19 protein-coding genes and 1 riboswitch are annotated in these 25,975 nt (G+C 65.7%); of the genes, 9 read left to right on the top strand and 10 right to left on the bottom strand.

Annotated features, from left to right (window positions below; all coding sequences use genetic code 11):
• Window positions 1-323: 323 nt before the first annotated feature.
• Window positions 324-417, top strand: a riboswitch (glycine riboswitch).
• A 43-nt stretch (window positions 418-460) separates the two neighbouring features.
• From gcvP to ACQKIE_RS15165, 4 genes are all read left to right on the top strand, one after another.
• The gene (gcvP, locus tag ACQKIE_RS15150; protein WP_427460562.1) at window positions 461-3,325 is read left to right on the top strand and encodes an aminomethyl-transferring glycine dehydrogenase; all 2,865 of its coding nucleotides are present in this window, start codon (window positions 461-463) and stop codon (window positions 3,323-3,325) included.
• 149 nt (window positions 3,326-3,474) lie between these two features.
• Entirely contained in the window at window positions 3,475-4,140 is a 666-nt protein-coding gene (locus ACQKIE_RS15155) for a carbonic anhydrase (protein WP_427460564.1), read from the top strand.
• The gene (locus ACQKIE_RS15160; RefSeq protein WP_427460566.1) at window positions 4,137-5,012 is read left to right on the top strand and encodes a bestrophin family protein; all 876 of its coding nucleotides are present in this window, start codon (window positions 4,137-4,139) and stop codon (window positions 5,010-5,012) included. Before ACQKIE_RS15155 ends, ACQKIE_RS15160 begins: the two co-directional genes overlap by 4 nt.
• A gap of 72 nt (window positions 5,013-5,084) precedes the next feature.
• Window positions 5,085-7,490, top strand: a complete 2,406-nt coding sequence (locus ACQKIE_RS15165) for a GH92 family glycosyl hydrolase (RefSeq protein WP_427460568.1) — start codon at window positions 5,085-5,087, stop codon at window positions 7,488-7,490.
• 31 nt (window positions 7,491-7,521) lie between these two features.
• Here ACQKIE_RS15165 and ACQKIE_RS15170 read toward each other — a convergent pair whose 3' ends face one another.
• Both ACQKIE_RS15170 and ACQKIE_RS15175 read right to left on the bottom strand, forming a co-directional pair.
• A complete protein-coding gene (locus ACQKIE_RS15170) occupies window positions 7,522-9,696 on the bottom strand; it encodes a copper-transporting P-type ATPase (protein WP_427460570.1) in 2,175 nt (724 codons plus the stop codon).
• Window positions 9,693-10,109 carry a heavy metal-responsive transcriptional regulator gene (locus ACQKIE_RS15175; protein WP_427460572.1) on the bottom strand — a complete coding sequence of 139 codons (417 nt, stop codon included), beginning with the start codon at window positions 10,107-10,109 and terminating at the stop codon, window positions 9,693-9,695. The genes ACQKIE_RS15170 and ACQKIE_RS15175 overlap by 4 nt, the downstream gene beginning before the upstream one ends.
• Before the next feature lie 474 nt (window positions 10,110-10,583).
• On the opposite strand from ACQKIE_RS15175, the gene ACQKIE_RS15180 reads away from it, so the two are divergent.
• From ACQKIE_RS15180 to ACQKIE_RS15195, 4 genes are all read left to right on the top strand, one after another.
• Window positions 10,584-13,754, top strand: coding sequence for a TonB-dependent receptor (locus ACQKIE_RS15180; protein WP_427460574.1), 3,171 nt, complete (start codon window positions 10,584-10,586; stop codon window positions 13,752-13,754).
• A gap of 63 nt (window positions 13,755-13,817) precedes the next feature.
• On the top strand, window positions 13,818-16,187 hold the full coding sequence (locus tag ACQKIE_RS15185; RefSeq protein WP_427460576.1) for a GH92 family glycosyl hydrolase: 2,370 nt from the start codon (window positions 13,818-13,820) through the stop codon (window positions 16,185-16,187).
• Window positions 16,188-16,218: 31 nt separating this feature from the next.
• Complete coding sequence (locus tag ACQKIE_RS15190) at window positions 16,219-18,072, top strand: glycoside hydrolase family 2 protein (RefSeq protein ID WP_427460578.1); 1,854 nt, start codon at window positions 16,219-16,221, stop codon at window positions 18,070-18,072.
• Window positions 18,073-18,167: 95 nt separating this feature from the next.
• Entirely contained in the window at window positions 18,168-19,301 is a 1,134-nt protein-coding gene (locus ACQKIE_RS15195; RefSeq protein WP_427460580.1) for a Fic family protein, read from the top strand.
• Here the strand turns inward: ACQKIE_RS15195 and ACQKIE_RS15200 are convergent.
• The 3 genes from ACQKIE_RS15200 to ACQKIE_RS15210 all read right to left on the bottom strand — a co-directional run bounded on the left by ACQKIE_RS15200 (window position 19,280) and on the right by ACQKIE_RS15210 (window position 22,301).
• Window positions 19,280-21,079 carry a diguanylate cyclase gene (locus ACQKIE_RS15200; protein WP_427460582.1) on the bottom strand — a complete coding sequence of 600 codons (1,800 nt, stop codon included), beginning with the start codon at window positions 21,077-21,079 and terminating at the stop codon, window positions 19,280-19,282. The two genes, ACQKIE_RS15195 and ACQKIE_RS15200, sit on opposite strands and share 22 nt — an antisense overlap.
• 12 nt (window positions 21,080-21,091) lie before the next feature.
• Window positions 21,092-21,409, bottom strand: coding sequence for a hypothetical protein (locus ACQKIE_RS15205; protein ID WP_427460584.1), 318 nt, complete (start codon window positions 21,407-21,409; stop codon window positions 21,092-21,094).
• A gap of 70 nt (window positions 21,410-21,479) precedes the next feature.
• Window positions 21,480-22,301 carry an SAM-dependent methyltransferase gene (locus tag ACQKIE_RS15210; RefSeq protein ID WP_427460586.1) on the bottom strand — a complete coding sequence of 274 codons (822 nt, stop codon included), beginning with the start codon at window positions 22,299-22,301 and terminating at the stop codon, window positions 21,480-21,482.
• An 89-nt stretch (window positions 22,302-22,390) separates the two neighbouring features.
• Here ACQKIE_RS15210 and ACQKIE_RS15215 point away from each other — a divergent pair, with 89 nt between their 5' ends.
• The gene (locus tag ACQKIE_RS15215; protein WP_427460588.1) at window positions 22,391-22,804 is read left to right on the top strand and encodes a hypothetical protein; all 414 of its coding nucleotides are present in this window, start codon (window positions 22,391-22,393) and stop codon (window positions 22,802-22,804) included.
• 18 nt (window positions 22,805-22,822) lie between these two features.
• Here the strand turns inward: ACQKIE_RS15215 and ACQKIE_RS15220 are convergent, their stop codons facing one another.
• The 5 genes from ACQKIE_RS15220 to ACQKIE_RS15240 all read right to left on the bottom strand — a co-directional run bounded on the left by ACQKIE_RS15220 (window position 22,823) and on the right by ACQKIE_RS15240 (window position 25,967).
• Window positions 22,823-23,356: an SRPBCC family protein gene (locus tag ACQKIE_RS15220; protein WP_427460590.1), complete on the bottom strand. Its 534-nt coding sequence runs from the start codon at window positions 23,354-23,356 to the stop codon at window positions 22,823-22,825.
• Entirely contained in the window at window positions 23,353-23,715 is a 363-nt protein-coding gene (locus ACQKIE_RS15225) for an ArsR/SmtB family transcription factor (RefSeq protein WP_427460592.1), read from the bottom strand. Before ACQKIE_RS15225 ends, ACQKIE_RS15220 begins: the two co-directional genes overlap by 4 nt.
• Before the next feature lie 90 nt (window positions 23,716-23,805).
• Window positions 23,806-24,507, bottom strand: a complete 702-nt coding sequence (locus tag ACQKIE_RS15230; RefSeq protein ID WP_427460594.1) for an SDR family NAD(P)-dependent oxidoreductase — start codon at window positions 24,505-24,507, stop codon at window positions 23,806-23,808.
• A complete protein-coding gene (locus ACQKIE_RS15235; protein ID WP_427460596.1) occupies window positions 24,393-24,842 on the bottom strand; it encodes an SDR family NAD(P)-dependent oxidoreductase in 450 nt (149 codons plus the stop codon). Before ACQKIE_RS15235 ends, ACQKIE_RS15230 begins: the two co-directional genes overlap by 115 nt.
• A 114-nt stretch (window positions 24,843-24,956) precedes the next feature.
• Window positions 24,957-25,967, bottom strand: coding sequence for an NAD-dependent epimerase (locus ACQKIE_RS15240; RefSeq protein WP_427460598.1), 1,011 nt, complete (start codon window positions 25,965-25,967; stop codon window positions 24,957-24,959).
• Window positions 25,968-25,975 lie beyond the last annotated feature (8 nt).

Below are 25,975 nucleotides of genomic sequence, written 5' to 3' on the forward strand. Positions count from 1 at the left end.
GAATGAGAGTGTTCTCAAGCACCGTGACCCCCCAAGGACCGAAGATGCGCCTGTTTCTCCGGAGTTATCGACAATTGCCGGACGATCGACCAACCCTCACGGGGCACTCAGATTGCCCTTACACCCCCCAGCGGGCGGCGCCTGGTGTCTTCCGCGCTTCCCCCTACGGTTAGCCAGGAAGCTGGCTCGAGGCGCTCCCTCGCACCGACATCCCCGCCCACTGCCCTGTATAATCGATCGCCTAAAGCTCGGTGGGAGAAGCGGAAGGACCCGCTGCCGAAGGCGCAACGCCCGTAATCGCTCAGGCTCCCATACCACCGCGCGGTCATCACTCTGGAGAGACCGGTTCGATCCGGCGCCGAAGGTGCAAGGGGTATCCGCCCCCAAACTCTCAGGCAAAAGGACAGAGGGGCGCCCCACGTGCCGGCACGGCGCGTTACTCCGGATGCCTCCAAAGCCCATGAGCCAGAAAACTTCGCTGCGCGACCTCGAGAACCACGGCGCCTTCATCGAGCGCCACATCGGACCGAACGACACCGAAATCGCCGAGATGCTGCGCGTGGTCGGCCACGCCTCGCTCGACGCCCTGACCGACGCCATCGTCCCCGGCTCGATCAAGTCGCCCGCCCCGCTCGCCCTCCCCCGTGCCGTGACCGAAGAGGAAGCGCTGGCGAAGATCCGGGCCATCGCCGATCGCAACTCGGTCTTCCGCAGCTTCATCGGCCAGGGTTACTACGGCACGCTCACGCCGAACGTGATCCTGCGCAACGTGCTCGAGAACCCGGCCTGGTACACGGCCTATACGCCGTACCAGGCGGAGATCTCGCAGGGCCGCATGGAAGCCTTGATCAACTTCCAGACGATGGTCGCCGACCTCACCGGCATGGACATCTCCAACGCGTCGCTGCTCGACGAAGGCACCGCGGCGGCCGAGGCGATGACGCTGGCGAAGCGTTCCGCCAAGTCGAAGTCGAACGTGTTCTTCGTCTCGAAGGACGTGCATCCGCAGACGCTCGAAGTGCTGCGCACGCGCGCCGACGGCATCGGCATCGAGCTGCACATCGGCGACGATAGCGAAGGCGCGAGCGTGGACAGCTTCGGCGTGCTGCTGCAGTACCCGAACACCTACGGTCGCATCAACGATTACAAGAGCCTCGCCGACGCGACCCATGCGCGCGGCGGCATCGTCTGCGTCGCCACCGACCTGCTCGCGCTCACGCTGATTGCCGCGCCCGGCAGCTGGGGTGCCGACATCGTGGTGGGCAACACGCAGCGCTTCGGCGTGCCGTACGGCTTCGGCGGCCCGCACGCCGCTTACCTCGCCTGCCGCGATGCCTATAAGCGCTCGATGCCGGGTCGCCTGATCGGCGTCTCCGTCGACACCGAGGGCAAGCCGGCGTATCGCCTCACCCTGCAGACCCGCGAGCAGCACATCCGCCGCGAGAAGGCGACGTCGAACATCTGTACCGCGCAGGTGCTCCTGGCTGTCATGGCGAGCATGTACGCGGTGTACCACGGCCCGGAGGGCCTCGTTCGCATCGCCCGCCGCACGCACCGCCTCACCGCGATCCTCGCGGCCGCGCTGCGCCAGGCCGGCATCTCCGTGGGCGACGACTTCTTCGATACGCTGCATGTCACCGGCATCGACGCCAAGGCGATCCATGCGAAGGCGGCCGCCGCGCAGATCAACCTGCGCGCGATCGACAATGGCAGCGTCGGCATCAGTCTCGACGAAACCACCACGCGTGCCGACGTCATCGCGCTTGCCGGCCTCTTCGGCGGCAGGATCGACGACGTCGACGCGCTCGACGCGGAAGTGCACGACGGCCTGCCGAAGCACCTCCTGCGCGAGGTGGACTTCCTCCAGCATCCGGTTTTCAACACGCACCACAGCGAGCACGAATTGCTGCGCTACCTGCGCGGGCTCGCGGACAAGGACCTCGCGCTGGACCGCACGATGATCCCGCTGGGTTCGTGCACGATGAAGTTGAACGCCACCGCGGAGATGATCCCGGTGACGTGGCCCGAGTTCGCCAACATCCATCCGTTGGCCCCGGCCGACCAGGCGCAGGGTTACAAGCAGCTGATCGACGAGCTGGAAGCGATGCTGGTGGAGTGCACCGGCTACGATGCGGTGAGCCTGCAGCCGAACTCCGGCGCCCAGGGCGAATACGCTGGCCTGCTCGCGATCCGCGCGTACCACCGCTCGCGCGGCGAAGGCCATCGCGACATCTGCCTGATCCCGGAATCCGCGCACGGCACCAACCCGGCCTCGGCGCAGATGTGCGGCATGACCGTCGTGGTCACGCGTTGCGACGCGAACGGCAACGTCGACGTCGACGACATCCGCGAGAAGGCCGAGAAGTATTCGGACCGTCTCGCCGCCATCATGATCACCTACCCCTCCACGCACGGCGTGTTCGAGGAAGACGTGGTCGCCATCTGCGAAGCCGTGCACACGCATGGCGGGCAGGTGTACACCGACGGCGCGAACATGAATGCGCTGGTCGGCGTGGCGAAGCCGGGTAAGTGGGGCTCGGACGTGTCCCACCTCAACCTGCACAAGACCTTCTGCATCCCGCACGGTGGCGGCGGCCCGGGTGTGGGTCCGTGCGCCGTGAAGTCGCACCTGGCTCCGTTCCTGCCGCGCGCCTTCGGCGGCGACGGCGACGTGGGCATGGTCAGCGCGGCCACATTCGGTTCGGCGTCCATCCTCCCGATTTCCTGGATGTACATCACGCTGATGGGCACGGAAGGCCTGCGCAAGGCGACCCAGGTGGCCCTGCTCAACGCCAACTACGTCGCCAAGCGCCTCGCGTCGCACTTCAAGACGCTTTACACCGGCCGCAACGGGCTCGTGGCGCACGAGTGCATCCTCGACCTGCGCCCGCTCAAGGACGCCACGGGCGTCGGCGCGGAAGACGTGGCCAAGCGGCTCATCGACTTCGGCTTCCATGCGCCGACGCTGTCGTTCCCGGTCGCCGGCACGCTCATGGTCGAGCCGACCGAGAGTGAGTCCCTGCACGAACTGGATCGCTTCATCGACGCCATGATCCAGATCCGCGAGGAGATCCGCGCGGTGGAAGATGGCCGCCTGGACCGCGAGGACAACCCGCTGCGCAACGCCCCGCACACCGCCACCATGGTGACCGGCAGCGAGTGGACGCACAGCTACCCGCGAGAACTTGCGGCCTTCCCGCTCCCGTCGCTGAAACTGTCCAAGTACTGGCCGCCGGTGTCCCGCGTGGACAACGTCTACGGCGACAAGAACGTGATGTGCGCCTGCATCCCGATCGACGCCTACAAGGAAGACGTGGAGGCATAAGCCCCGCAAAAGCCGCCTCACTCACGAGAGGCGGCTTTTCCCAACCTGGTCTCGCCGGGCCCATACTGCCGCGAATTCGCCCCGCCTCGCTTTGTCATAAACTTCGCCGGTTGCCGCGCCCTCGCGGCCTGAACTTCCAAGGTGAACGCATGACCCAGGACACTCCGCGCGACGACAGCCTGCTCGGCCTTCTGAAAGGCGTCGAGGACTTCAGCCACAGGGTCTTCCCAGGGCGCGAGCAGCTGTTCAGCGAACTGGCCGAGGGCCAGAGCCCGCATACCCTCTTCATCACCTGCGCGGACTCCCGCGTGGTGCCGGAGATGATCACCCAGACCCAGCCGGGCGAGCTTTTCGTCTGCCGCAACATCGGCAACATCGTGCCGGGTTATGGCGAGATGCTCGGCGGCGTGTCCGCCGTGGTGGAATTCGCCGTGATGGTGCTGCGCGTGCGCCACGTGGTGGTCTGCGGCCACACCGACTGCGGGGCCATGAAGGGCCTGCTCAATCCCGACTCCACCCGTGACCTGCCGACCGTCGAGGCCTGGCTGCGCAACGCGCAGGCGGCCAAGAGCGCCGTGTTCGCGCGCAAGCTCGAAGGGGCCGCCGCGATGAGCGCCCTGATCGAAGAGAACGTTCGCCTGCAGCTTGCCCACCTGCGCACCCACCCGGCGGTGGCCGCGGCACGCGCCAACGATGCGATCACCCTCCAAGGCTGGGTCTACGACATCGGCGACGGCAAGGTGTCCGTGCTCGACCAGGCCAGCGACCGCTTCATCCCCTTGGCCGAAGCCATCCAGCGCGAGCACGACGTGTGATCCTCCCAGGGCGGGCCCACATCGGGCACATCCTGCACTACGTCGGCAAGCCGCTTATCTGGTTGCTGGCCTGGGACATCGTGGTCACCGTGTTCTGGTACGTCGTGGATCCCGACTGGATGGAATTCCCCGCCCTGCCGGTGACGTTGCTCGGCTCCGCCGTTGCTGTTTACCTCAGTTTCCGCAATACCACGGCGTATGCGCGTTGGTGGGAAGCGCGCACCCTGTGGGGCGCGATGGTGAATGCGTCGCGCACCTTGGCGCGCGACGCGCTCACCCTGCTCGCCGATCGTGACACGGCGGTCACGGTCATCCATCGCCAGATCGCTTATGCCCACGCCCTGCGCCTGCACCTTCGCCGCCAGCTGCCCTGGGAAGAACTGGCCGCCCGACTCCCCCATGACGAGGTGGAGCGCTTGCGATCGGTGGCGAACGTGCCCAACGCCATCCACGCGCGCACCGCGGCGACACTGTCAGCGGCCCGTCCGGAGCCCATTTTGCTGGCCAGCTTCGCGCGCACGATGAGCGAGATCACGAACGCGCAAGGCGGCATGGAGCGCATCAAGAACACGCCGCTGCCGCAGCAATACTCGGCCTATCCCGCGATCTTCACCCATGGCTTCTGCCTGCTGCTGCCACTGGGCCTCGTGGAAACCCTGGGTCTCTACACCCCGCTGGGTTCCACCGTGGCCGGGTTCCTGTTCCTTGCCCTGCTCCAGATCGGCAACGACATGCAGAACCCGTTCGAAAACAAGGAGGACGACGTCCCCCTGAACGCCCTCACGCGCGGCATCGAGATCGACCTTCGCGACGGACTCGGCGAGACGCATGGGTTGCAGCCCGCGCAGCCGGTCGACGGCATCCTCTGGTAACACCTGGCAGGGGACATTCCCTGCTATAAAGGATTTCAATCGAGACAAATCCCGTTCCCACGGAGGTTACCCTTGCGCGCCATTCGTCCCATCGCCCTCGCTTCCGCCCTTCTCCCTGGCTTGGTGATTGCCGCCTCCGGTCCAGCCGTCCTGGTCAATCCGCTCATCGGGACGACCAATGGCGGCAACGTATTTCCCGGGGCCGTGGTGCCTTTCGGCATGCTCCAGTTCAGCCCGGAGGCCTCGCCGCTTCCCGGCAAGAAGTCGCCGATCGCCGCACCTGGCGGTTATGAATACCGGGCGGATGCCATCCGCGGTTTCAGCCTCACCAACGTCGAGGGCTGGGGTTGCGCAGGCGCATCGGGCGACGTGCCGATCATGCCGATCACGGAGGACGTGACCGCCTCGCCGTCCACGGATTTCCGGCACGCGTACGCGTCGAAATTTTCGCACGCCAACGAGACCGCCAAGGCCGGCCATTATCGCGTCGGCCTCGACAACGGGGTGACCGTCGATCTCACGGCGGCCCTCCATTCAGGCGCTGCGCGCTTCGCTTTCCCGGCCGGCAAGCCGGCGAACGTGCTCGTGCGCAGTTCCGATTCCGAAGCCGGTTCCGAGAACGCGAAGGTCACCGTCGACAAGGCGCATGGACGCGTGCTCGGCGAGGTCACCAGCGGCAATTTTTGCGGCTACATCAACGAGGCCGACCGGCGCAGCTATTACACGCTCTACTTCGTGGCCGAATTCGACCAGGCGTTCGCCTCGACGGGCTCGTGGCGCGATGCCACGGTGAACAGGGGCGGCACGCAGGCGGAAGGCGGCACGGGATACGGACCCAAGGGCTTCCCCGAGGCCGGCAAGGGTTCCGGGGCGTGGGTCGGCTTCGCGAAGGGCACGCGCACAGTCAACGTGCGTGTCGGCATCTCCTATGTGAGCGCGGCGAACGCACAGGCCAATCTCGACGCGGAGAACCCGAAGGGCACGACCTTCGAAGCGCTGCGTGACAAGGCCGTCGCCGCGTGGAACGCGCGCCTGGCGCACATCGACGTCGAGGGAGGAACACCGGACCAGCGCACCGTCTTCTACACGGCGCTCTACCACTCGCTCATGCACCCCAATGTCTTCAGCGACGTCAACGGCGAGTATCGCGGCTTCGACGGCCAGGTCCATCGCGTGATGGGCAACCAGAAGGCACAGTACGCGAACTTCTCCGGCTGGGACGTCTATCGTTCCCAGTTGCCGCTGGTGGCTTGGCTGGAACCGAAGACCGCCAGCGACATCGCGCAAAGCCTGTACAACCAGGCACAGCAGAACAACGGCGTGTGGGACCGCTGGACGCACAATAACGGCGGCACGCACGTCATGAACGGCGACCCCGCCGCGGCGTCCGTCGCAGGCATCTACGCGTTCGGCGCCCGCGACTTCGACGCGAAGGGAGCGCTCGCTTCCCTCGTGCACGCCGCCGACCACCCGACGGCGCTGGACACCTCGCACGACGGCTGCGAAGTCGAGTGCGTAGGTCAGCGCCCTGGCCTGGACGCGTGGCTGAAGCTGCACTACATCCCGGTCGGTGCGCCTGCGTGGGGTCCCGCGGCGGACACGCTCGAAACCGTCGCCGCCGAATTCGGCATCAGCGCCCTCGCCGACCGCCTCGGTGACAAGGCCACCTCGACACGCTTCCTCGATCGCGCACAGTACTGGCGCAACCTGTTCGACCCGAAGGCCACGCCCGAGGGCGGCTACATACGCAATCGCAACGCCGACGGCAGCTGGGCCCTGGTGAAGGACGACGAGAAGGAAGCACCGCACGCCTTCACGCCGTCGACCGAAGACGGATTCGTCGAAGGCAGCGCCGCGCAATATGTGTGGATGGTGCCGTTCAACGTCGGCGGGCTGTTCGACGCCATGGGCGGGCGCGACAAGGCGCGCAAACGCCTGGATGCGTTCTTCTACCAGCCGGACGGCAGCTTCGCGGTGACGAAGTCCGGGCCGCTGCATGCCGAGCTCGACAACGAGCCGTCCATCGGTACGCCATGGCTCTACAATTATGCGGGCCAGCCGTGGAAGACGCAGGAACTGGTGCGCCGCGTGCTCGACACCATCTGGCTCAACGAGCCCAAGGGCATCCCGGGCAACGACGATCTTGGCGAGATGTCGTCGTGGTACGTGTTCGCGGCGCTCGGCATCTACCCGTCGATTCCGGGCCGTGCGGAAATGGTCGTGGGAAGCCCTCTGTTCACGCGCGCCGTGGTCCATCGCGAAGGTGGCGACGTCATCATCGACGCACCGAATGCCGGCCCGGGCAAACCCTACGTGACGGCGCTTAAAGTCGATGGCAAAGCGACGCCGCGCGCCTGGCTGCCCGAATCGTTCGCACTGAAGGGCGGTAAGCTCGAGTTCGATCTGTCCGACAAGCCGAACACGACTTGGGCGACGAAGGAAGCAGACGCACCGCCGTCGTTCGACGTGCATCACTGATGCTGAGTTCCTTCCCACCTGTCGTTGTGCTTCAGCGCCCGGCTCGCAGTCGCAGCGCGTTGCCCACCACCGACACGGAACTCAGGCTCATTGCCAGCGCGGCGATCATGGGTGAGAGCGTGATCCCGACGAAGGGATACAACACGCCGGCCGCCACGGGGACGCCCACCGCGTTGTAGACGAAGGCGAAGAACAGGTTCTGCCGGATGTTCTTCACCGTGGCGTCGGAAAGCGCCCTTGCGCGGGCGATGCCCGCGAGGTCGCCCTTCAGCAGCGTCACCGACGCGCTCTGGATGGCGATGTCGCTGCCATTGCCCATGCCGATGCCAACGTCGGCTGCCGCCAGCGCGGGTGCGTCGTTCACGCCGTCACCCGCCATCGCGACCATGGCGCCTCGCGCCTTCAGCGCCGTGACGAGGTTGGCCTTGTCTTCGGGCGACGCCCCCGCATGCACCTCGTCGATCGGCAACGCGGCTGCCACGGCTTTCGCCGTCGTCACGTTGTCGCCGGTCGCCATCACCAGGCGCACGCCCGCCGCGCGCAAGGCGTCCAGCGCGGCTCGGGTCGAGGGCTTCACGGCATCTGCCAGCGCGAGCAGCGCCGCGAGCCGGCCATCGACCGCGAGGTACATGGCCGTCGCGCCCTTTGAACGCATCTTCCCGACAGCGTCCTCCGCGGCACTGACATCGACATGTTCGTCCGCCATGAGCCTCGCGTCGCCCAGGGCCACGTCATGCCCGTCGACCCGGCCGGTCACGCCGCGACCGACGATCGCCTGGAAACCCGACACCGCGGGGATTATGAGACCCTCGGCCAAGGCTGCGGCAACGATCGCCGCCGCCAATGGATGCTCGCTCGGGCGTTCCACGGCCGCTGCCAAGGCCAGGAGGGTGGCGCGCTCTTGCCCGAACGAACGGACATCGGCCAGCACCGGTTTTCCTTCGGTTAGCGTGCCGGTCTTGTCGAACACCAGCGTGTCGACGTCGCGCAGGCGTTCGATGGCCGCCGCGTCGCGAAACAACACGCCCGCGTGCGCGCCACGCCCGCTGGCCACCATGATCGACATCGGCGTCGCGAGCCCCAGAGCGCAGGGACAGGCGACGATCAGGACGCTCACCGCCGCCACCAACGCGTGGGCCGGCGCGGGGGCCGGACCGAGGATCCACCATGCGGCGAAAGCGCCGATCGCGATCGCGACAACAGCCGGCACGAACCACGCCGCGACCTTGTCCGCCACGCGCTGCAACGGCGCCCGCGAACGCTGCGCCTCGGCCACCATCGCCACAATGCGCGACAGCACCGTGTCGACGCCGACATGCGCCACGCGCATGGTCAGCGCGCCGTGCTGGTTCTGCGTGCCACCCGTCAACGTGTCGCCGACCCGTTTCGCCACCGGCATCGGTTCGCCGGTGAGCATCGACTCGTCCACATGGCTTTCGCCTTCGAGGACCAACCCATCCGCCGGCACTTTCTCTCCCGGTCGAACGCGCAAGCGATCCCCCACGGTCAGGCGCTCCAGCGGCAGGTCTTCCTCGCTACCGTCCTCGGCGATCCGCCGCGCGGTTTTCGGCACCAGACCCAGCAGGCCGCGCAACGCTTCGCCGGTCCGCCGACGCGCACGCAGTTCGAGGAAATCGCCGAGCGTCACCAGCGTGACGATGACGGCCGCCGATTCGAAATACACCGCGACATGGCCGTGCATGTCCCGCATCGTGGACGGGAAGAGCGACGGCACGAGGAAAGCGACCGCGCTGTACAGCCATGCCACGCCGGTACCGAGCGCAATCAGGGTGTACATGTTCGGCGACCACGGCACCAGGGAGCGCCAGCCGCGCGCGAAGAACGGCGCCCCGCCCCACAGCACCACGACGGTGGCCAGCAACGCCTCTCCCCAGCGGGCGATGGACGCCCCGGGCTCGGGCCACATCCATCCGAAGAGGTGCGGCCCCATCGCCATGAGCACGACCGGCAGCGCCAAGACGACAAGCAGCGCCAGCCGTCGGCCGAGCGCGCGTACCTCGCCGTCGTCCTCGTCCAGTGAGGGCAGTGCCGGCTCGAGCGCCATGCCGCACTTCGGACACGATCCCGGCCCTTCCTGGCGGACATCGGGATGCATCGGGCAGGTATAGATCGTTCCCGCGGGCGCTGGCGCCGCGGCTTGCGTCGACGCCGCGGTCGTACCGTGCGAACAGCAGCTATGGCTCATGCCCGCGGCTCCGCCAGCGCCTTCAGGATCGGGCAGTCTTCGGGCGCGCCATGCCCGGGGCAAGCTTCGACGAGCTCGGCCAGGCCGTCACGCACACGCTGCAGTTCCGCGATGCGGTCCTCGATGGCCCGCAGTCGCGTCGCCGCCCGTTCGCGCACGCCTTCCACGCCACCGTGTCGGTCGGCCGACAGCGCGAGCAGTTCGCGAATCTCTTCCAGGGTAAAGCCGAGGTCCTTGGCACGGCGAATGAAGCGGAGCCGCGACACCGTTCCGACGTCGTACTCCCGGTATCCGGACGGCCGGCGCCTCGGTTCGGGAAGTAGCCCTTCCCGCTCGTAGAACCGGATCGTATCGATGGCGACGCCGGCGCTTTGCGCGACGCGGCCAATGGTGAGGGCGGTTTGCGTGGTCATGAGACAAGTCTAGACCTTTGATACAGGTCTAGAGTCAAGCGGCGCCGGGTCCGGATGACCTCGCTACGGCAACGGCCTGCCGTTTTTGCGGTGCAGCGTGACAGCCGCAGTCCGCCGCCTTAATTTGCGGTCGGGGATTTAGATCGATCCAAGTCAAGAAAGGCCAAAACAGCCGTGCAGCGGCCGTCACGGACCTGAAAGACCTGGATCAGACGTCGGGGAGCCAGCGCATGAAACCACGAAGCAACCGCGTGTTCTCGCAAGCCGGCATACGTGCCGTGGTAGCGCCATACCAGAGTTGAAGCGTTCTGCTGCCTGCGATCCGGGGGGTTTGCTTGCGGCCGAAAAATTGGATCGATCCAAGCCGGGGTAACAAGGAGGACGCGTGACGTCATAAATCGCGCAGCTGCAGTGAACGGGGGATCACAGCGTCGCCTCCAGAAGGCGCACTTTTACTGAGGGAAGTAAAAAAAAATGACTTATTTGCCGCACATGTTTACGCGCAAGCCACTGTATGCCGCGATCGCAACGGCGACTCTGTCGCTAGCGGGCCTGGTGGGCGTGCCCACCGTCGCCTTCGCGCAATCGGCCGCGCCTGCCGATACCGCCACACCCGCACAGACACAGACGCCTCAGGACAAGAAGGCAGATAAGGACAAGCAGGGGAATACCTCCAGAGACGCCACCAAACTGGATACGGTCGTCGTCACGAGCTATCGCCAGTCGATCGACCAGAACGTGCTCGACAAGCGCGACGCCAATTCCATCGTGGAAGTCATCAACGCGCAGAACATCGCGCAGTTCCCCGCGAAGAACATCGCCGACGCGCTGGCGCACGTACCGGGCGTGGTCATCAGCCGCGAATCGGGCGAAGGCAAGACGGTCAGCATCCGCGGCCTCGCGCCCGAACTGACCTATACGCAGTTGAACGGCAACTACGTCGCCTCGGCCGATACCTCGGCGGGCCTGACGCGTTCGTTCAATTACACGCTGTTCCCCGCGAACATGTTCTCGGACATCAAGCTCTACAAGAGCCTTGAAGCGCGCCTGGACGAAGGCGGCATCGGCGGCAACGTCGACCTGCGTACCCGCCGGCCGCTCGAGATGGGAGCCAACGAAGGCTTCGTCACCGGCACCGCCGCCAGCTCCGATACCAGTGCGAAGACGGAACCGCAGGGCGCCGCGTTGTGGTCGTGGAAGAACAAGGACGAGACGTTCGGCGTGCTCGTCGCGGGCGCATACCAGAAGCGCCAGGCGACCACGTATTCCGCGGATGCCTCTAGCTGGCACTGGTGGTCGGACGCCTGCAAGGACCACGAGACCTGTACCCAGCCGCCGGTGGATGCCCGCGGCAACGCGTACAACTCTGCGGTGAACAACAACATCGACCTGTGGGGCAACGGTGTCGTCGACCAGGCCGGGAACGTCTCCAACGGCTTCTGGATGCCGCAGCAGTTCGCCACGAGCCGCAACGACCTGACGCTGAAGACCAAGGGCGCCCAGGCCACGATGCAGTTCAAGCCGAGCGAGCACTTCCTGCTGACCGGTAACTACTTCCGCTTCGAGCGACAGCAGACCCAGATCACCAACACCCTGGAAATTCCCGAGTGGGGCCTGCCGAACAACACCAACTACGCCGACCAGAACGGCCGCCTGCTCGCGCCCAACGGCCTGACCTTCGACAAGTCCGGCACCATCGTCACGGGTGCGAACTACGTGCTGCCGCCCGCCGGCGTCGGTTGCAACTCCACCGTGAACCCCGTCACGGGCGCCAGCCGGCAGGCGGTGGATGTGTGCTCCACGGAAATCCCGTGGCTCAACGGCAATTACTCCGTCGAGAAGGCTACGTCGCAGACCCTCAACCTCGAGGGCGAGTGGGATAACGGCGGCGACCTGAGCGGCTCGTTCAATGTCGGCCGGACCTGGGCCAAGGGTGGTCCTTCGATCGAACTGGGCATGGCTGCCAAGCCGCGCAACTTCGTGAATGGCCAGTGGATAAACGGTAGCAACGGCGCCGCGTGGAACCTCAGCGGCAAGCCGGGCATCACCGCCGACCAGTCCGTGCTGCAGAACATGCAGGCGGGCGCGGGCCAGGTGGACCTGGGCTCGACGGGCTCGAACATGGTGAATACCCGCAACTCGCAGAACTTCGCGCAGGCGGACTTCACGTGGGCCTTCGATTCCTCCTGGCTGCAGTCGCTGCAATTCGGCGGCAAGTACACTGACGCGAAGGCCGAGCAGCAGAGCAACGAAGTGCGCTGGTATTGCAAGGGCACCACGCTGCAGTTCCAGACCTGCGATCCAAACGCTGGCCAGCTGCCCTCCGACTTCCTGCTGCCGAATTACCTCAATGGCGTGAACCATGCCTACGGCGACAGCATCTTCCCGGCGATCAACTTCCCGGCTTACTACAACCACCTGAACGACACGTACGACCGGACCATCTACAACAAGCCGCAGAACAAGTCGTCGATCGGCGAGAAGGTCGCGGCGGCCTATGTGCAAGCGAACTTCGACACAGGCACCCTGCGCGGCAACGTCGGTTTGCGCTTCGTCACGACCAAGCAGGACCTCACCGTCGCCAACCAGGTCACCACCAACAACGCGGTGTACTACCACGACGCGGGCGGCAACATCCTGATCTGCCCCGCCTCCGGCGTGAACGCAGGCGGTGGTGCGTGCGCACCGGGCGACTTCCAGTACCTGCCGCGCGAAGTGGCGGTGGTCGAAGCCTTCAACAACTCGACGACGAACAAGCGTTACAACAAGTTCCTCCCGAGCTTCAACATCGCGTGGACGATCGCCGATGACTTCGTCCTGCGTGCCGCCGGCTCGCAGGCGATGGCACGTGCGAACTACACCGACCTGGCCCAGCTGGGCCAGCTGACCAACAATACCCAGGACTACTACAACGACCGCAAGCAGTTCGGTGCTCCCCTGCCCGGCTGGTACGGTTCCGGTGCCAATGCCGAGCTGAAGCCCTTCACGGCCACGCAGTTCGACCTGGCCGGCGAGTGGTACTACGCGCAGCACGGCGTCGTCGGTATCGATCTGTTCCAGAAGAAGGTGAAGAACTTCGTCGTCCCCGTCACCGTCAACAACATCGACGTGAACGTGGGCGGCACGCAGACCAACTTCCGCCAGTACAGCACCAATGCCAACGGCCGCTCCGGTACGTCGAAGGGCATCGAGATCTATGCCCAGCACACGTGGGATACCGGCTTCGGCTACATCGCCAACTACACGCTCAATAAAACCAATGAAACGGCGGTGTCCCTGGGCGATACGCAGGTGGGCAAGGCCGAGCTGATCGGTAGCGCGAAGTACGCGGCTAACGTCTCGCTGTTCTATGAAAAGGACGGCCTGCTGCTGCGTGCCAGCGACAACTGGACCGGTCGCACGATGGAAGGCCTGGCCGCCGGCCTGCCGATCTACGCGCAGCCGTACCACCAGATCGACCTGAACGGTGACTACGAGTTCAACAAGCACTTCATGGTCACCGCGTCGATCATCAACTTCAACAAGGCGAGGCCGCACACCTACCTGGGTGGCGACACCCGCTCACGCCTGGTGCAGCTGCTGTATCCGGGCCGCCAGTACTACCTGGGCGTGACCTACAAGTTCGGTGGTGACAGCAACAAGTAAGAAAATCGACGGGGCCGGGCACATCGCCCGGCCCCGTCTTCTTTCCAGGCGAAGGAAAAACACATGAAGATACCCACGGCACGCCGTCCCCATCGTGCCCTCGCGGTCGCGCTGTCACTGCTTACGGTGACCTCCGCGACGGCGGTACTGGCGAAAGACAAGAAAGTGACGACGTCCTCCGTGGCGCCGGTGGACATCGCCAACCCCCTGGTCGGAACCGCCTCGCTCGACAACCAGACGCTGCTCGGCAACGCGCCACCTCCCGGCGAGCCCACCTACACCGGCATGACGACGCCAGGCGCGAGCCTTCCGCAGAGCGCCACCGAGGCGGCACCCGTCAATATCAATGCCGACCTCGGCTTCGCCACGGGCGTCCCGGTGGCCTACGACTACCGTCGTCCTGCCATGTTCGGCTTCACCGGTGGCGGTTCGACTTACGGCGCGCGCGGCGCGCCCATGGTCATGCCGGTGGTCGGCGACTGGACCGTGCCGCCGGACTACGCGACCTCCTATTACGACAAGGCGACCGAAAAGGCGTCGCCGGGTTACTACGCGGTCGACCTCGCCACCTTCCACACCAAGGTGGAACTGACGGCGACGCAGTGGACCAGCCTGATGCGCTTCACCTTCCCCGAAAGCCACCGCTCCAACGTGGTGGTGAATCTCCGCCGCGCGGGCGGCGACGTGGAAGTGGTCGACGACCACACCCTGCGTGGTGTCGCTACCGCCGGGCGCCGGGACAGGGATGCCGACGGCCCCTACTTCGTCGCCGAGTTCTCGCGGCCATTCACTCACTTCGGCACCTTCCATTCCGACGTCACGAACAAGGGTGAAGGCCTGGGGCGCTCGGATGTGGAGACCGGCCGGCGCAAGGTGTCCGGCGACTACGCCGGCGCCTATGTCACGTTCGACACGAAAGAGGGCGACCAGGTGGTCGTTCGCATCGCCCACGGGCACAGTGCCGCGGAAGCCGACCAGCGGCTTCGCGCGCAGGACAGCGATACCGACTTCGACCGTGTTCACGCGAAGGCCCGCGCCAAGTGGGCCGATCTGTTCGACCGCGTGCAGGTGACCGGCGGCACGCCGAAGCAGCGTACGTTGTTCTACTCGACTCTCTACCACTCGTTCGCCAGTCCTCGCATGATCGCCCGCAAGGGCGAGCGCTACACGGATGCCGATGGCCATGACCAGGTCGCCCAATACGACCATTACGGTCCCGTGCCGTTCTGGGATACGGGGCGAAACCAGATCACGCTCCTGATGCTGATGCAGCCGAAGGTCGTGCAGGACATCATGCGCTCCGAGCTGGACCGCGCCCGCGAGCGTGGATACATGAACACGTCGTTCCATGGCGACCACGCCGTGTTCCTCTACGACGGCGCATGGCAGCGTGGCATCGAGTTCGACTATGCCGCCGCGTATGAGTACCTGCACAAGAATGCGACCGATCCCAAGGGACCGCGCGGCTATCTGGCCGAATACGATAAGCAGGGCTGGATTTCCGACATCGTCCCCCCCGGCAATCCGAGCCCACCTTACGCGGGCGGCAAGGCAGGTGTCGCCACCACGCTCGAATACGCCTGGGACGATCATGCCCTCGCGGATGTCGCGCGCCGCCTCGGCAAGAATGACGACGCCGACATGTTCATGCGTCGCGCCGCGAACTATCGCAATGTCTTCGATCCGTCGGTCGGCTTCTTCCGCGGCCGTACCGAGGACGGTAAATGGATTTCGCCGTTCGATCCGGGCGAGCCTTACTACAACTTCATGATGAAGGAAGGCTCGGGCTGGTCCACGCTGTGGCTGGTGCCGCACGACGTGCAGGGCCTGATGACCTTGCTCGGCGGACGCGACGCCTTCAACGCCAAGCTCGACGCCTTCTTCTCGACGCCGTATACGGCGAAAGGTATCTGCCGCGACTGTACCGGTCTGATCGGCCAGTACGTCCAGGGCAACCAGCCCGACCAGCAGGCCGCCTATCTCTATGCATGGAGCGGCCAGCCCTGGAAGACGCAGGCGCTGACGCGTCGCATCCTCGACGAACTGTATGGCAGCGATGCCACCGGCTACGGCTATCCCGGCATGGACGACCAGGGCTCCACCTCGTCCTGGTACGTGTTGAGCGCGATGGGGTTCTACCCCGTCGACCCGTCGACGCCCGATTACATCATCGGCAGTCCGATCTTCGACCACGTGCGCCTGCGCCTGGGCAACGGCAAGGTCTTCGAGATCTTGGCGAAGAACAACTCGACGAAGAACATGTACATCCAGTCCGCGACGCTCAATGGCAAGCCGTGGACCAAGCCGTGGTTCAGCCATGCGGACATCGCAAACGGCGCCACGCTGGAACTCACCATGGGGCCGCAGCCGAACAAATCGTGGGGCAGCGATGCGCACGACGCGCCGCGATCCATGTCGGCCGCCGCACAGTGAACGGGACGAGGAAGAACGGATGACGTGCAGCATGACGAAGAAAGCAACGATCGCGTTGACCGGCCTGGCCTTCGCCATCGGCATCGCCTCGACCGCGATGGCGGCGGACGGGGCGGCCGTGTGGAAAGGACAGAAGGCGCCCCTGCCGACGCCCTGGACGGCCGAGGTCTCCCCAAGCAACGCGCTTCCGGAGTACCCCCGACCGCAACTGGCGCGCCCCTCGCTGGACCACCCGCGATGGATGAGCCTCAATGGCCTTTGGCAGTACGCGGCAAGCGATGCATCGCGCGCGCCGACGTTCGGCCAGGCATTGAAGGCGCAGGTCCTCGTGCCGTATCCGATCGAATCCGCGCTGTCCGGTGTGCAGAAGCATTCGGACTTCATGGTCTACCGGAAGCTGGTGGAGATTCCCGCCGACTTCACCGCCAGCGGCCAACATGTCCGCCTGAACTTCGGTGCGGTGGCGCAGGACGCCACGGTGTACGTCAACGGCAAGGAAGTGGCGAAGCATGAAGGGGGATACACCTCCTTCGCTGCCGACATCACGTCGGCACTCCGGCCGCAGGGCCCGCAGGAAATCGTGGTGGCCGTGCACGCGCCTGTCGACGGCGCCGACGTGATGGTCGGCAAGCAGCGCCTGAAACCGGATGGGATCTTCTACACCGCCGCGTCCGGGATCTGGCAATCGGTATGGCTCGAGCCGGTGCCAGCCACCAGCCTTGCGCAACTGGACTTCGCGCCCGCGGCCAGTCTGGACGCCTTTACCGTGACGGCGACGCTGCAAGGTGACGGCAAGGACGCCACCCTGCACGTCACCGCCTACGCCGATGGCAAACCGGTCGGCGAGGCGAGCGGCGCGGCCGGCAAACCCATGCGTCTGGCCATCGCGCACCCTCGCCCCTGGAGCCCGCAGGATCCCTTCCTGTATACCTTCAAGGCCACCCTGACGCACGGCGAAGCGCGCGACGACGTCACGGCGTATGCCGGATTGCGCACGATCGCGATAGCGAAAGTCGGTGGGCGTAACCGCATCGTGTTGAACGGCAAGCCGACCTTCCTGTTGGCGACGCTCGACCAGGGTTACTGGCCGGACGGCATCTATACGGCGCCAACCGATGCGGCACTGCGCTTCGACATCCAGAAGACGAAGGACTTCGGCTTCAACACGATCCGCAAGCACATCAAGGTGGAACCCGCGCGCTGGTACTACTGGGCAGACCGCATCGGCCTGATGGTGTGGCAGGACATGCCTTCCCTGCCCAACGGGCACAACGACAAGCTCAGCGACGCCGACAAGGCACGGTTCCGCAAGGACGTCTCGGCCATCGTCGGGCAGCTCAAGGGCACCACGTCGATCATCGGGTGGATACCGTTCAACGAAGGCTGGGGCCAGTGGAGCATCCCGGCAGCCGCCGAACTCGCCACGCAGATCAAACAACTCGATCCTTCGCGGCTGGTCAACGCACGCAGCGGCCTGAACTGCTGCGACACCAAGGGCGACCCGCATGCCGGCGATCTCTACGACGTGCACGACTACCAGGGTCCGGGCCTGCCCGGTCCTGACGCGACGCGGGCATCCATGGACGGCGAGCACGGCGGTCTCACCTTGAACGTTCCCGGGCATCTTTGGCCCAACGCCGCCATCAATCCCTACGGCGCCGTCAAGGACAGCACCGCATTGACCGACGGTTACGTCGCCAACACCGCCGTGTTGCGGGACAAGGCCCACGCCAAGGGCGTGTCCGGCAGCGTCTATACGCAGATCACCGATGTGGAAGGCGAGCACAACGGCCTGTACACCTACGACCGCAAGGTCGAGAAGATGGACGAGGCCAAGGTGCGGGCGATCAACGAGGCGACGATCCGGGCGGCCAGCCAGCCCTGACCACCCGTCCGTGAGCCGAATAAGGCTTCTATTCGGCTCACGTAATGAGCCGAATAGCGCTACAATCGGCTCATCCGTCCTCCTTCGGCAAGCCGATGAATGCCCCGCGCTGGATCTGGCAGCGACCACGCTGGCCCGATTTTTCATGGAACAACAGCGAGTTAGCGGCAAGCCTACGGGATTGTCGCCAACTCCAGGGACGACTCGTGGGCATGGCGGGCGCTGTGTCGGGCGATGCCCAGGCAGAAGATGCCTTGGCCACCCTGCTCTCGAACATCGTCACCTCGTCCGCCATCGAGGGTGAAAACCTCAATGTCGATTCCGTGCGCTCCTCGCTGGCACGGCGACTAGGGCTCGCCGATGAAGGCCGCCCGCATCCGACCCCGCGCAGTGAAGGCATGGCGGAGCTGATGCTCGACGCCACCCGGCATGTGGACGAGGTGCTCGATCTTCCGCGTTTGCTGCAATGGCATCGCTGGCTGTTTCCAGAATCGGACCGCCTGCTGCCATTTCGCATCCGCGTCGGAGACTTGCGCGGCGACGAACCAATGCAGGTCGTCTCGGGACGCACCGACCGGCCGGTCGTTCACTTCGAAGCACCGCCCCGGGAAGGGCTGGAAGCGCAGTTGGACCGATTCCTCGCCTGGTTCGAGACGTCTCGCAGCGATGCCGGGATCGACCCCTTGCTGCGGGCCGGCGTCGCTCATTTCTGGTTCGTCACCTTGCATCCCTTCGACGACGGCAACGGTCGCCTCACCCGCGCATTGACCGATCTCGCCCTGGCCCAGGCTGAGCCGCAAGCCATTCGTTTCCACGCGATGTCGGCGAGCATCCTCGACGACCGGTCCGGCTACTACCGCATCCTCGAAGCCAGCCAGAAAGACGGCCTCGACATCACCGCATGGTTGGACTGGTTCCTTCGGACGCTGCACGAAAGCCTGGTGCAGGCGCTTCATCGCATCGACGGCGTGCTCGCGAAATCACGCTTCTGGCAGGCGCACAGGCGGCACGCGCTGTCGAGCGAACAGGTCAAGGTCCTGAATCGCCTGCTGGACGGTGGCGAACGCGGGTTCGAGAACGGCATCAGTGCTGCCCAGTACCGTGCGGTGGCCAAGGTTTCCAAGGCCACTGCCACGCGCCATCTGGCGGACCTGGTGGAAAAAGGCCTGCTCCGGCGCCTTCCCGGCGGTGGCCGCAGCACCCGCTATCAGGTAAACATATTGGCCTGACGATCCGTCGGCGGCGATGCGGCGACGTCGCCGCCATCGACCACGACGCGGTTGCGGCCCATGTGCTTGGCCCGGTACAACGCGGCATCGGCTGCGCGGCACAACAGGGACAGGTCGTAGCCGATGCCGTCGGTGCAGGCCAGGCCGATGCTGACCGAAATGGTGACCACCCGTCCCTCGTAGACCAAAGGCGATGCCGCGAGCGCCAGCCGGATGCGTTCCGCCACGACGGAGCCCTGGAGTCGCGGCGCGTCCATGAGCAGCATGCCGAACTCCTCGCCGCCCAGGCGTCCAAGGAGATCGCCCTTGCGCAGTTCGCCCTTGCAGATACCCACGGCATGCTTCAGCACCGCGTCGCCTACCGGGTGACCGTGCGCGTCGTTCACCTGCTTGAAATGGTCGAGGTCGAGGAACACGAGGCAACCTTCCCCGGCCCGCCGTTCGAGGAGGCGCAACGCGCGCTCCGCTTCGCCCATGAAATGCTGGTGATGGAAGATGCCGGTCAGGCCATCGCACGACGACAGCCATTTGAAGCGAAGCTGCGAACGCTTGATCCGAACCAGCCAGAAGACGACCGACACCAGGACCAGCGACATCACGGCGATGTAGAGGCGACTCGTCTCCACGGCCTTGGCGTCGAGCGCCTGCTGGAGTCGCAGGATGCGGTTCTCCTTACCCAGGCCTTCCGTCTCGAGCTTCTCGGCGCGGAAGTGCTGGCGTGCGGCCTCGTAAGCGGCGTTCCTGACATTCGCATCGCGCAGGTAACCCTGGTCCTGGACCACGTAATGCTCGTACTCGCCCAAGGCGCTGGCATAGTGCCCTTGCGCCTTGTCGATGGTGTAAAGGATGCGGTAGGCGAAGCGCAGCGCCTCGTTGACATCGCCCGGATGACCCATCGCCACTGTCGCCAGCGCGGCCTTCCGCGCTTCGCCCGCACGGCCCATCTGCTCATAGATCTGGGCGCGCTGGCTGGAGAGGCTGATCCGGTGCGGGTAGTACTGGCTGGACTCGATGGGGCGCGCTAGGCGCTCGACCATGGCGAGGGCTTCGTCGAGCTTGTGCTCTTCGAGCAACCGGTCGACGAGGATCAGCGACATGGTGTTGGCGAAGATCGGCTGGCGATCCGCCGTGCAGATGTCGATCGTTTCGAGCAATTCCGGACTTTGCGCGGTCAGCTTGCGGAGGCCTTCCAGGGCGGTGACTTTCTGCACCATGGCCTGGCACGAGGATTCGCCCGCAGGCGTGGCCGCCAGCATCATGTCCGCGTACTCGAGGCCTTTGTCGGGTTGCCCGGCGAATGTCAGCATCAGCGACAGGTTCGCCAGCAGCACGAAGCGCGCCTGGGGGTCCGTCACGATGGGCAGCGTGTCCGCGGCGCGCGTCGCGACCGCATAAGCCTCGGCGTATTTGCCCTGCTCGCTCAGGTTGTTCATCAACATGGCGCTCGCGCGCGTGCCCAGCGCGTCGTCGCCAAGCGCCATCACCTGACGAAGCGCCGCCTCCGCTTCGGGATAGCGCCCTTCGTAGTTCGCCTCCCAGGCGTCGAGGAACTGCAGGTAGCGCTGCTGGGGGAGCGTCAGACTCGGGGCATCACGGTGCAGTTCGCCGAGCGCTTCGACGAAGCGTGGGTGATCCTTCGTGCGGATGGCATCGACGCGGGCGATACGCCCGATCCCCTGCTCCGCCGGTGCGGCTCGTATGCAGGGGGCGAGCAGGCACAAGGCGAGGCCCACCCGTAGCGGCCATGACGTCAGGTAGCCGAAACCGCCGGGGCGCATGCCGATCGTTCCTCAGCCCGGAAGCGAATCGTCGGTGTCGCCGGAGCGCTCTTTCGGCGCGTCCTCGTCGTCACCTTCGTTGTCTTCGCGATCGTGGTCGTGGTCGTGCTCCTCGTCCTCATGCGCCCCCGTCTGGCTCTGGTGCTCGACATGCATCTGCTTCAGGCCGAGTTCCCGCGCGAGGGTCGTGCCATCGCCACGGACGGCGAATTCACGCAAGCCGGGGGAAGCTTCAGCCGCCTCGAGCGCTTTCGCGAGTTCGTCCCGCGACGCGCGACGCAAGCTCGAGTCACGGCCGATGGCCTCCAGCAATTCCACGGTATCGCGCACGCTATGTCCCTGCTAAACGATGACGGTATGCCATGCGGCCGTAGCGGCTGGCAACGCCAATTCTTTAATGTCAGAGGCCGTGGAGGGCGTCGAGGGCATCGAGACGGGCGCGCATGACGGCATTCGGCCTCAGTGCGCATGCCGGCGGCAGCACGAGCGTCTCCTGCCCGGTGAACGTCGCAGCGGGGAAGTCCCGCAACGCCATGCGCTGGATGTGTGGCCCCTCGATCGGGAGGGTCGGCGCGCGATAGACGATCACCTCGTGATCGTCCGGATAATCGTCCCGCAGCCGCTCCGTCAGCAGCTCCCGGTAGGCATCGGGCGTGCGGAACCGACCGAGTGAGCGGTCGCCCACGACACCGAGCTGCCAGAGGATCACGTGGCTCGTGGTATCCAGCTGGCGCTCGAAGAACAGCAACTGGCTAGCTTCAAGGTGCTGGCAGCCGAAGCGACCGGGATCGATGCCCAGGTCCGCGTACAGGCAGTCCTCGGCGGACACGCCGGGCTCCATATGCGCCGGGTACCCTTCGGCCCGGGCGAGTTCGACGACCTTGTGCGGCGACCAGGCAAATATGCCGGGGTGCCCGTAGAAGACCGCGCAGACCCGGTGTCCGCCCCGTACTTCCGCGATCATCACCTCGACCCATTCACGATAGGTGGTCATCCGCGACTTGCCTGGACGGTAGTACGGCTGGAGGCTGCGGACATCGGGGTTCAGGCGCCTCAGCCAGAGCTCCACCAGGTGATCGGAAAGCGCGGCGAAGACGACGTCCGCCTTCTCGATATGGTCCCGCGCGATGGGCGTGAGATGGGAGCCCAGGGTGATGCCCATGCCGACGCAGGCGATGCTGCCGCGACGGGTGTCCTTGGATGGCGGGGTGGGTGTGGTCATGGACGGAGTGTAATGCGCGAGTAGAGTCGACCCTCAAGACCAGGGCGGCCAAGGGGCCGGGAAGCACGGTCGTCACCGACTACGGAAAGGTGTGGCTTTTCACCGTGGCGGGGAAGCACTGGCGGGCGCAGGGCGGCGCGCACGCCGCCACGCTCGGCCCGCTCCCCGTGACGAAGGCGGACTCCTTCAGCGCGGAGTATGTCCATTCCTTCTTCTCACCGGGCATGAGCGCTCCCGTCCATAAGCACTCGGGGCCCGAAGGCTTCTATGCGATGGAAGGTGACACGTGTTTGGAAATGCCTGGCGGAACGCATACCGGATTCGGGCCCGGCAACACGGTGGTGTCGTCCGGCGGCGAACCGATGCAACTGATGGCGATCGGGACGGTGCCGCGCCGCGCCTTCGCGTTGATCCTCCACGATGCCACTTTGCCCGCGACCACCCGCGTGACGGACTGGAAACCGTCGGGCGTCTGCGAGGCGAAGCTCTCCGGGTCCCGGTGAGCTCGTCCGGCCCGCGGCTCAATCACCCAATCGCGGCTCGTACTCGCCTTTCAGCCTCAGCCACTCGTCCCAGAACGGCTGCGGCTCCTTACCCGACAGGCGCGCGGTCAGCACGTCGATATGCGCATGCCAGCCGGCGCTCACGTTGAGGCGCATGGCGCGATCGAGGACGCGGCGATGGGTCAGGGTGAGCAACACCTGGTCGCCCTTCGCTTCCAGTTCGAAGATGACACCACCGGTGCTCCCCCATTCGAAGGCCAACAGCCGGGGCGGATCGCACTCGGTGATGCGGCTCTGCATGCGGTGTTCTTCGCCGAAACCGTCTGGCTTGTGGCCGGGTGGATTCGTGAGCTCGTCATTTCGCCAGCAGAGCTCGAAGGCGCTGCCGACCTTCATGTCCATGTCGCCGGAAGCCAGCCACTGGCGGCGCAATTCGCTCTCCGTGAGATAGGCCCACACCCGTTCGATGGGGCCGGGCAGCACGCGCTGGATCTTCAGCGTCGCGTCCTCGACGATCGTGCCGTAGGTTTCGCGGCCTGCTACTGCGCTCATGGTTTGTCTCCTTTGCGGGACGTGGGTTCGCTCGCATCGGCGTCGCGTAGGAGCCGGTCGAGCACGGTGAGTCGGTCGGTCCAGAAGCGTTCGTAGAACGCCAGCCATTGCTGGACGCTTGCCAGCGGCCCCGGATCGAGGCGGCAGAGATGGACCCGCCCGCGGACTTCGCGGCGGATCAATCCCGCGTTCTCCAGCACCTTGATGTGTTTCGACACCGCGGCGAGCGACATGTCGAAGGGTTCGGCGAGTTGGCTGACGGATTGCTCGCCGCTGGCCAGCGTGCGCAGCATGTGCCGACGCGTGCGGTCGCCGAGGGCATGGAACACGGGATCAAGCTGGGCATCTAATTCAACCATGTGGTTGAACATACGCCGACCACAGCGACCGGTCAACCATTTGGTTGAATGTTTCTCGCGACGAGCGAGCGCGCCTCCGCCATGTACGGATCAGCGCCCCGGTTCCTGGTTTTGCTTGCCGTCTTGCGTGTCGATCGCTTCCCGCCAGCCCCCTTCGACACCCTGCCCCGCCTCCGAGGGCTGGTGGATCGCGCCCGCGGTATCCGCGGCGGGCGCCGCCTTTTCCATCTGTTCGCGATGGGCGACGTTCGCCGCGAAACGTTCGGTGGCATCCGGTGCGAGTCGGTGGCCCCAGTATCCCGCCCGGGCCTTCCACCCCACCGGCACCTCTTCGCGCGGATGCAGCGACGCGTGCACGATCGCTCCGACGACTTTGCCGGGACCGTCGATTGCCGCCATGCGTGGCATGTGCCCCGAATAGTTCGCCGCATGTCGCCACCACGGCGTATCGGCGGCCCAGGGCATGATCGTCACGACGTGGATGCCGCACTGTCCCGTAAGGCGCACCTCTTCGTTGAGGGAGCGGCCCAGCGAAAGGACCGCGGCTTTCGTGGCCGCGTAAGTCGCCTGGTAGGCTACCGGGATTTCGCTGTCGATGGAGCCGATGTTGACGAGCGTGCCGCGCCCCTGCGCCTTGAACTGACGCAAGGCACTGAGGCTTCCGTAGATCACGCCTTTCAGGTTGGTATCCACCACGCGCCCATGGTCGACGGCCGGAATTCGTTCGAAGGGCCCGATGGCACCCACGCCGGCGTCGTTGATCCACACATCGATGCGCCCGAACCTCGCCACCGCGGTGCCGCCACTTCGTCCATGGCGGCCGCGTCAGCCACGTCGGCGGGCACCACCTCGGCGGCCCCTCCGGCGGCGCGTGCCTCTGCCGCGACCGCCTCCAGCACGTGCGCCCGCCGTGCGACCAGAACGACGTTGCCGCCGTTTGCGGCGACCGCCAGTGCGACGCCACGGCCGAAGCCACTGGAGGCACCCGTGATGACGAAGGTGGATCCGTGCAACCGCTTCGCATCGGACGATGCGATCCGTGTGCCGGTGGCACACCCGGTGAGCAAAAGGGCGGCGGCGATCGCAGCAGCCAGTCCGGCAAACACTCCGACGCGTCGGATACCCACGGATCCCTACCCTTCGCCTAACCTGTCCCAAGGTTGCCGTGGCGACCGTGAGCACTGCATGCAGCATATCGGGGAGGCGCTCGACGAAACGAAACGTCGAGACGAGCGAGGCCTTCAGACGCCGTGGTAATCCCTGTACCAGCGCACGAAGCGCGAGACGCCCTCCTCCACGGAGACCTGCGGGACGTATCCCGTCGCGTGGCGAAGCTCGCTGACGTCTGCCTCCGTGTCGGGCACGTCGCCGGCCTGCAGCGGTAGCAGTTCCATGACCGCTTCGCGGCCAAGGGACGCTTCCAGGCAGCGGATGTATGCCAGCAGTTCCACCGGTTGCTCGTTGCCGATGTTGTAAAGGCGGTACGGCGCCACCCCGCTGGACGCGGGGTCCGGTGCCTTGGCGTCCCACGCGGCGTCCACCGCCGGCGGGCGGTCCAGACAGCGGATCACGCCTTCGACGATGTCGTCGATATACGTGAAGCTGCGCCGGTGGTGTCCATGGTTGAACACCCTGATCGGCTCACCCTGCAGGATCGCGCGCGTGAACAGGAACAACGCCATGTCCGGCCTACCCCAAGGCCCGTAGACGGTAAAGAAACGCAACCCCGTGCTCGGTATGCCGTACAGGTGGGCGTAGCTGTGCGCCATCTGCTCGTTGGCTTTCTTGGTCGCCGCGTAAAGCGTCAGCGGATGCTCCGCCGGATCGTGTTCGGAGAACGGCATCGCTCGGTTGGCGCCGTAGACCGAACTCGTGGAAGCGAAGACGAGGTGTTCGACAGCATGGTCACGGCAACCTTCCAGCACGTGGAGAAATCCCGTGACGTTGCTGGCGACGTACACGTGCGGGTTCTCCGCGGCATAACGCACGCCGGCCTGGGCGGCGAGGTGCACGACGCGCCGCGGCTGGTGGTCGGCGAACACCGATGCCATGGCCACGCGGTCGGCCAGGTCGGCTTGCACGTGCGTGTAGCGCGGATCGTGCCGGAAGCGGTCGAGGCGCGCCTGCTTCAGGCCGACATCGTAATAGTCGTTGAGGTTGTCGACGCCGACGACGTCGTCGCCTCGCTCCAGCAGCCGCATCGCCACATGCGAACCGATGAAACCTGCCGTACCCGTCACCAATACCTTCATGGCCGTTC

It is taken from the genome of Luteibacter sp. NPDC031894 (assembly GCF_050273135.1).
In the GTDB taxonomy this organism is placed as follows: Bacteria; Pseudomonadota; Gammaproteobacteria; order Xanthomonadales; family Rhodanobacteraceae; genus Luteibacter.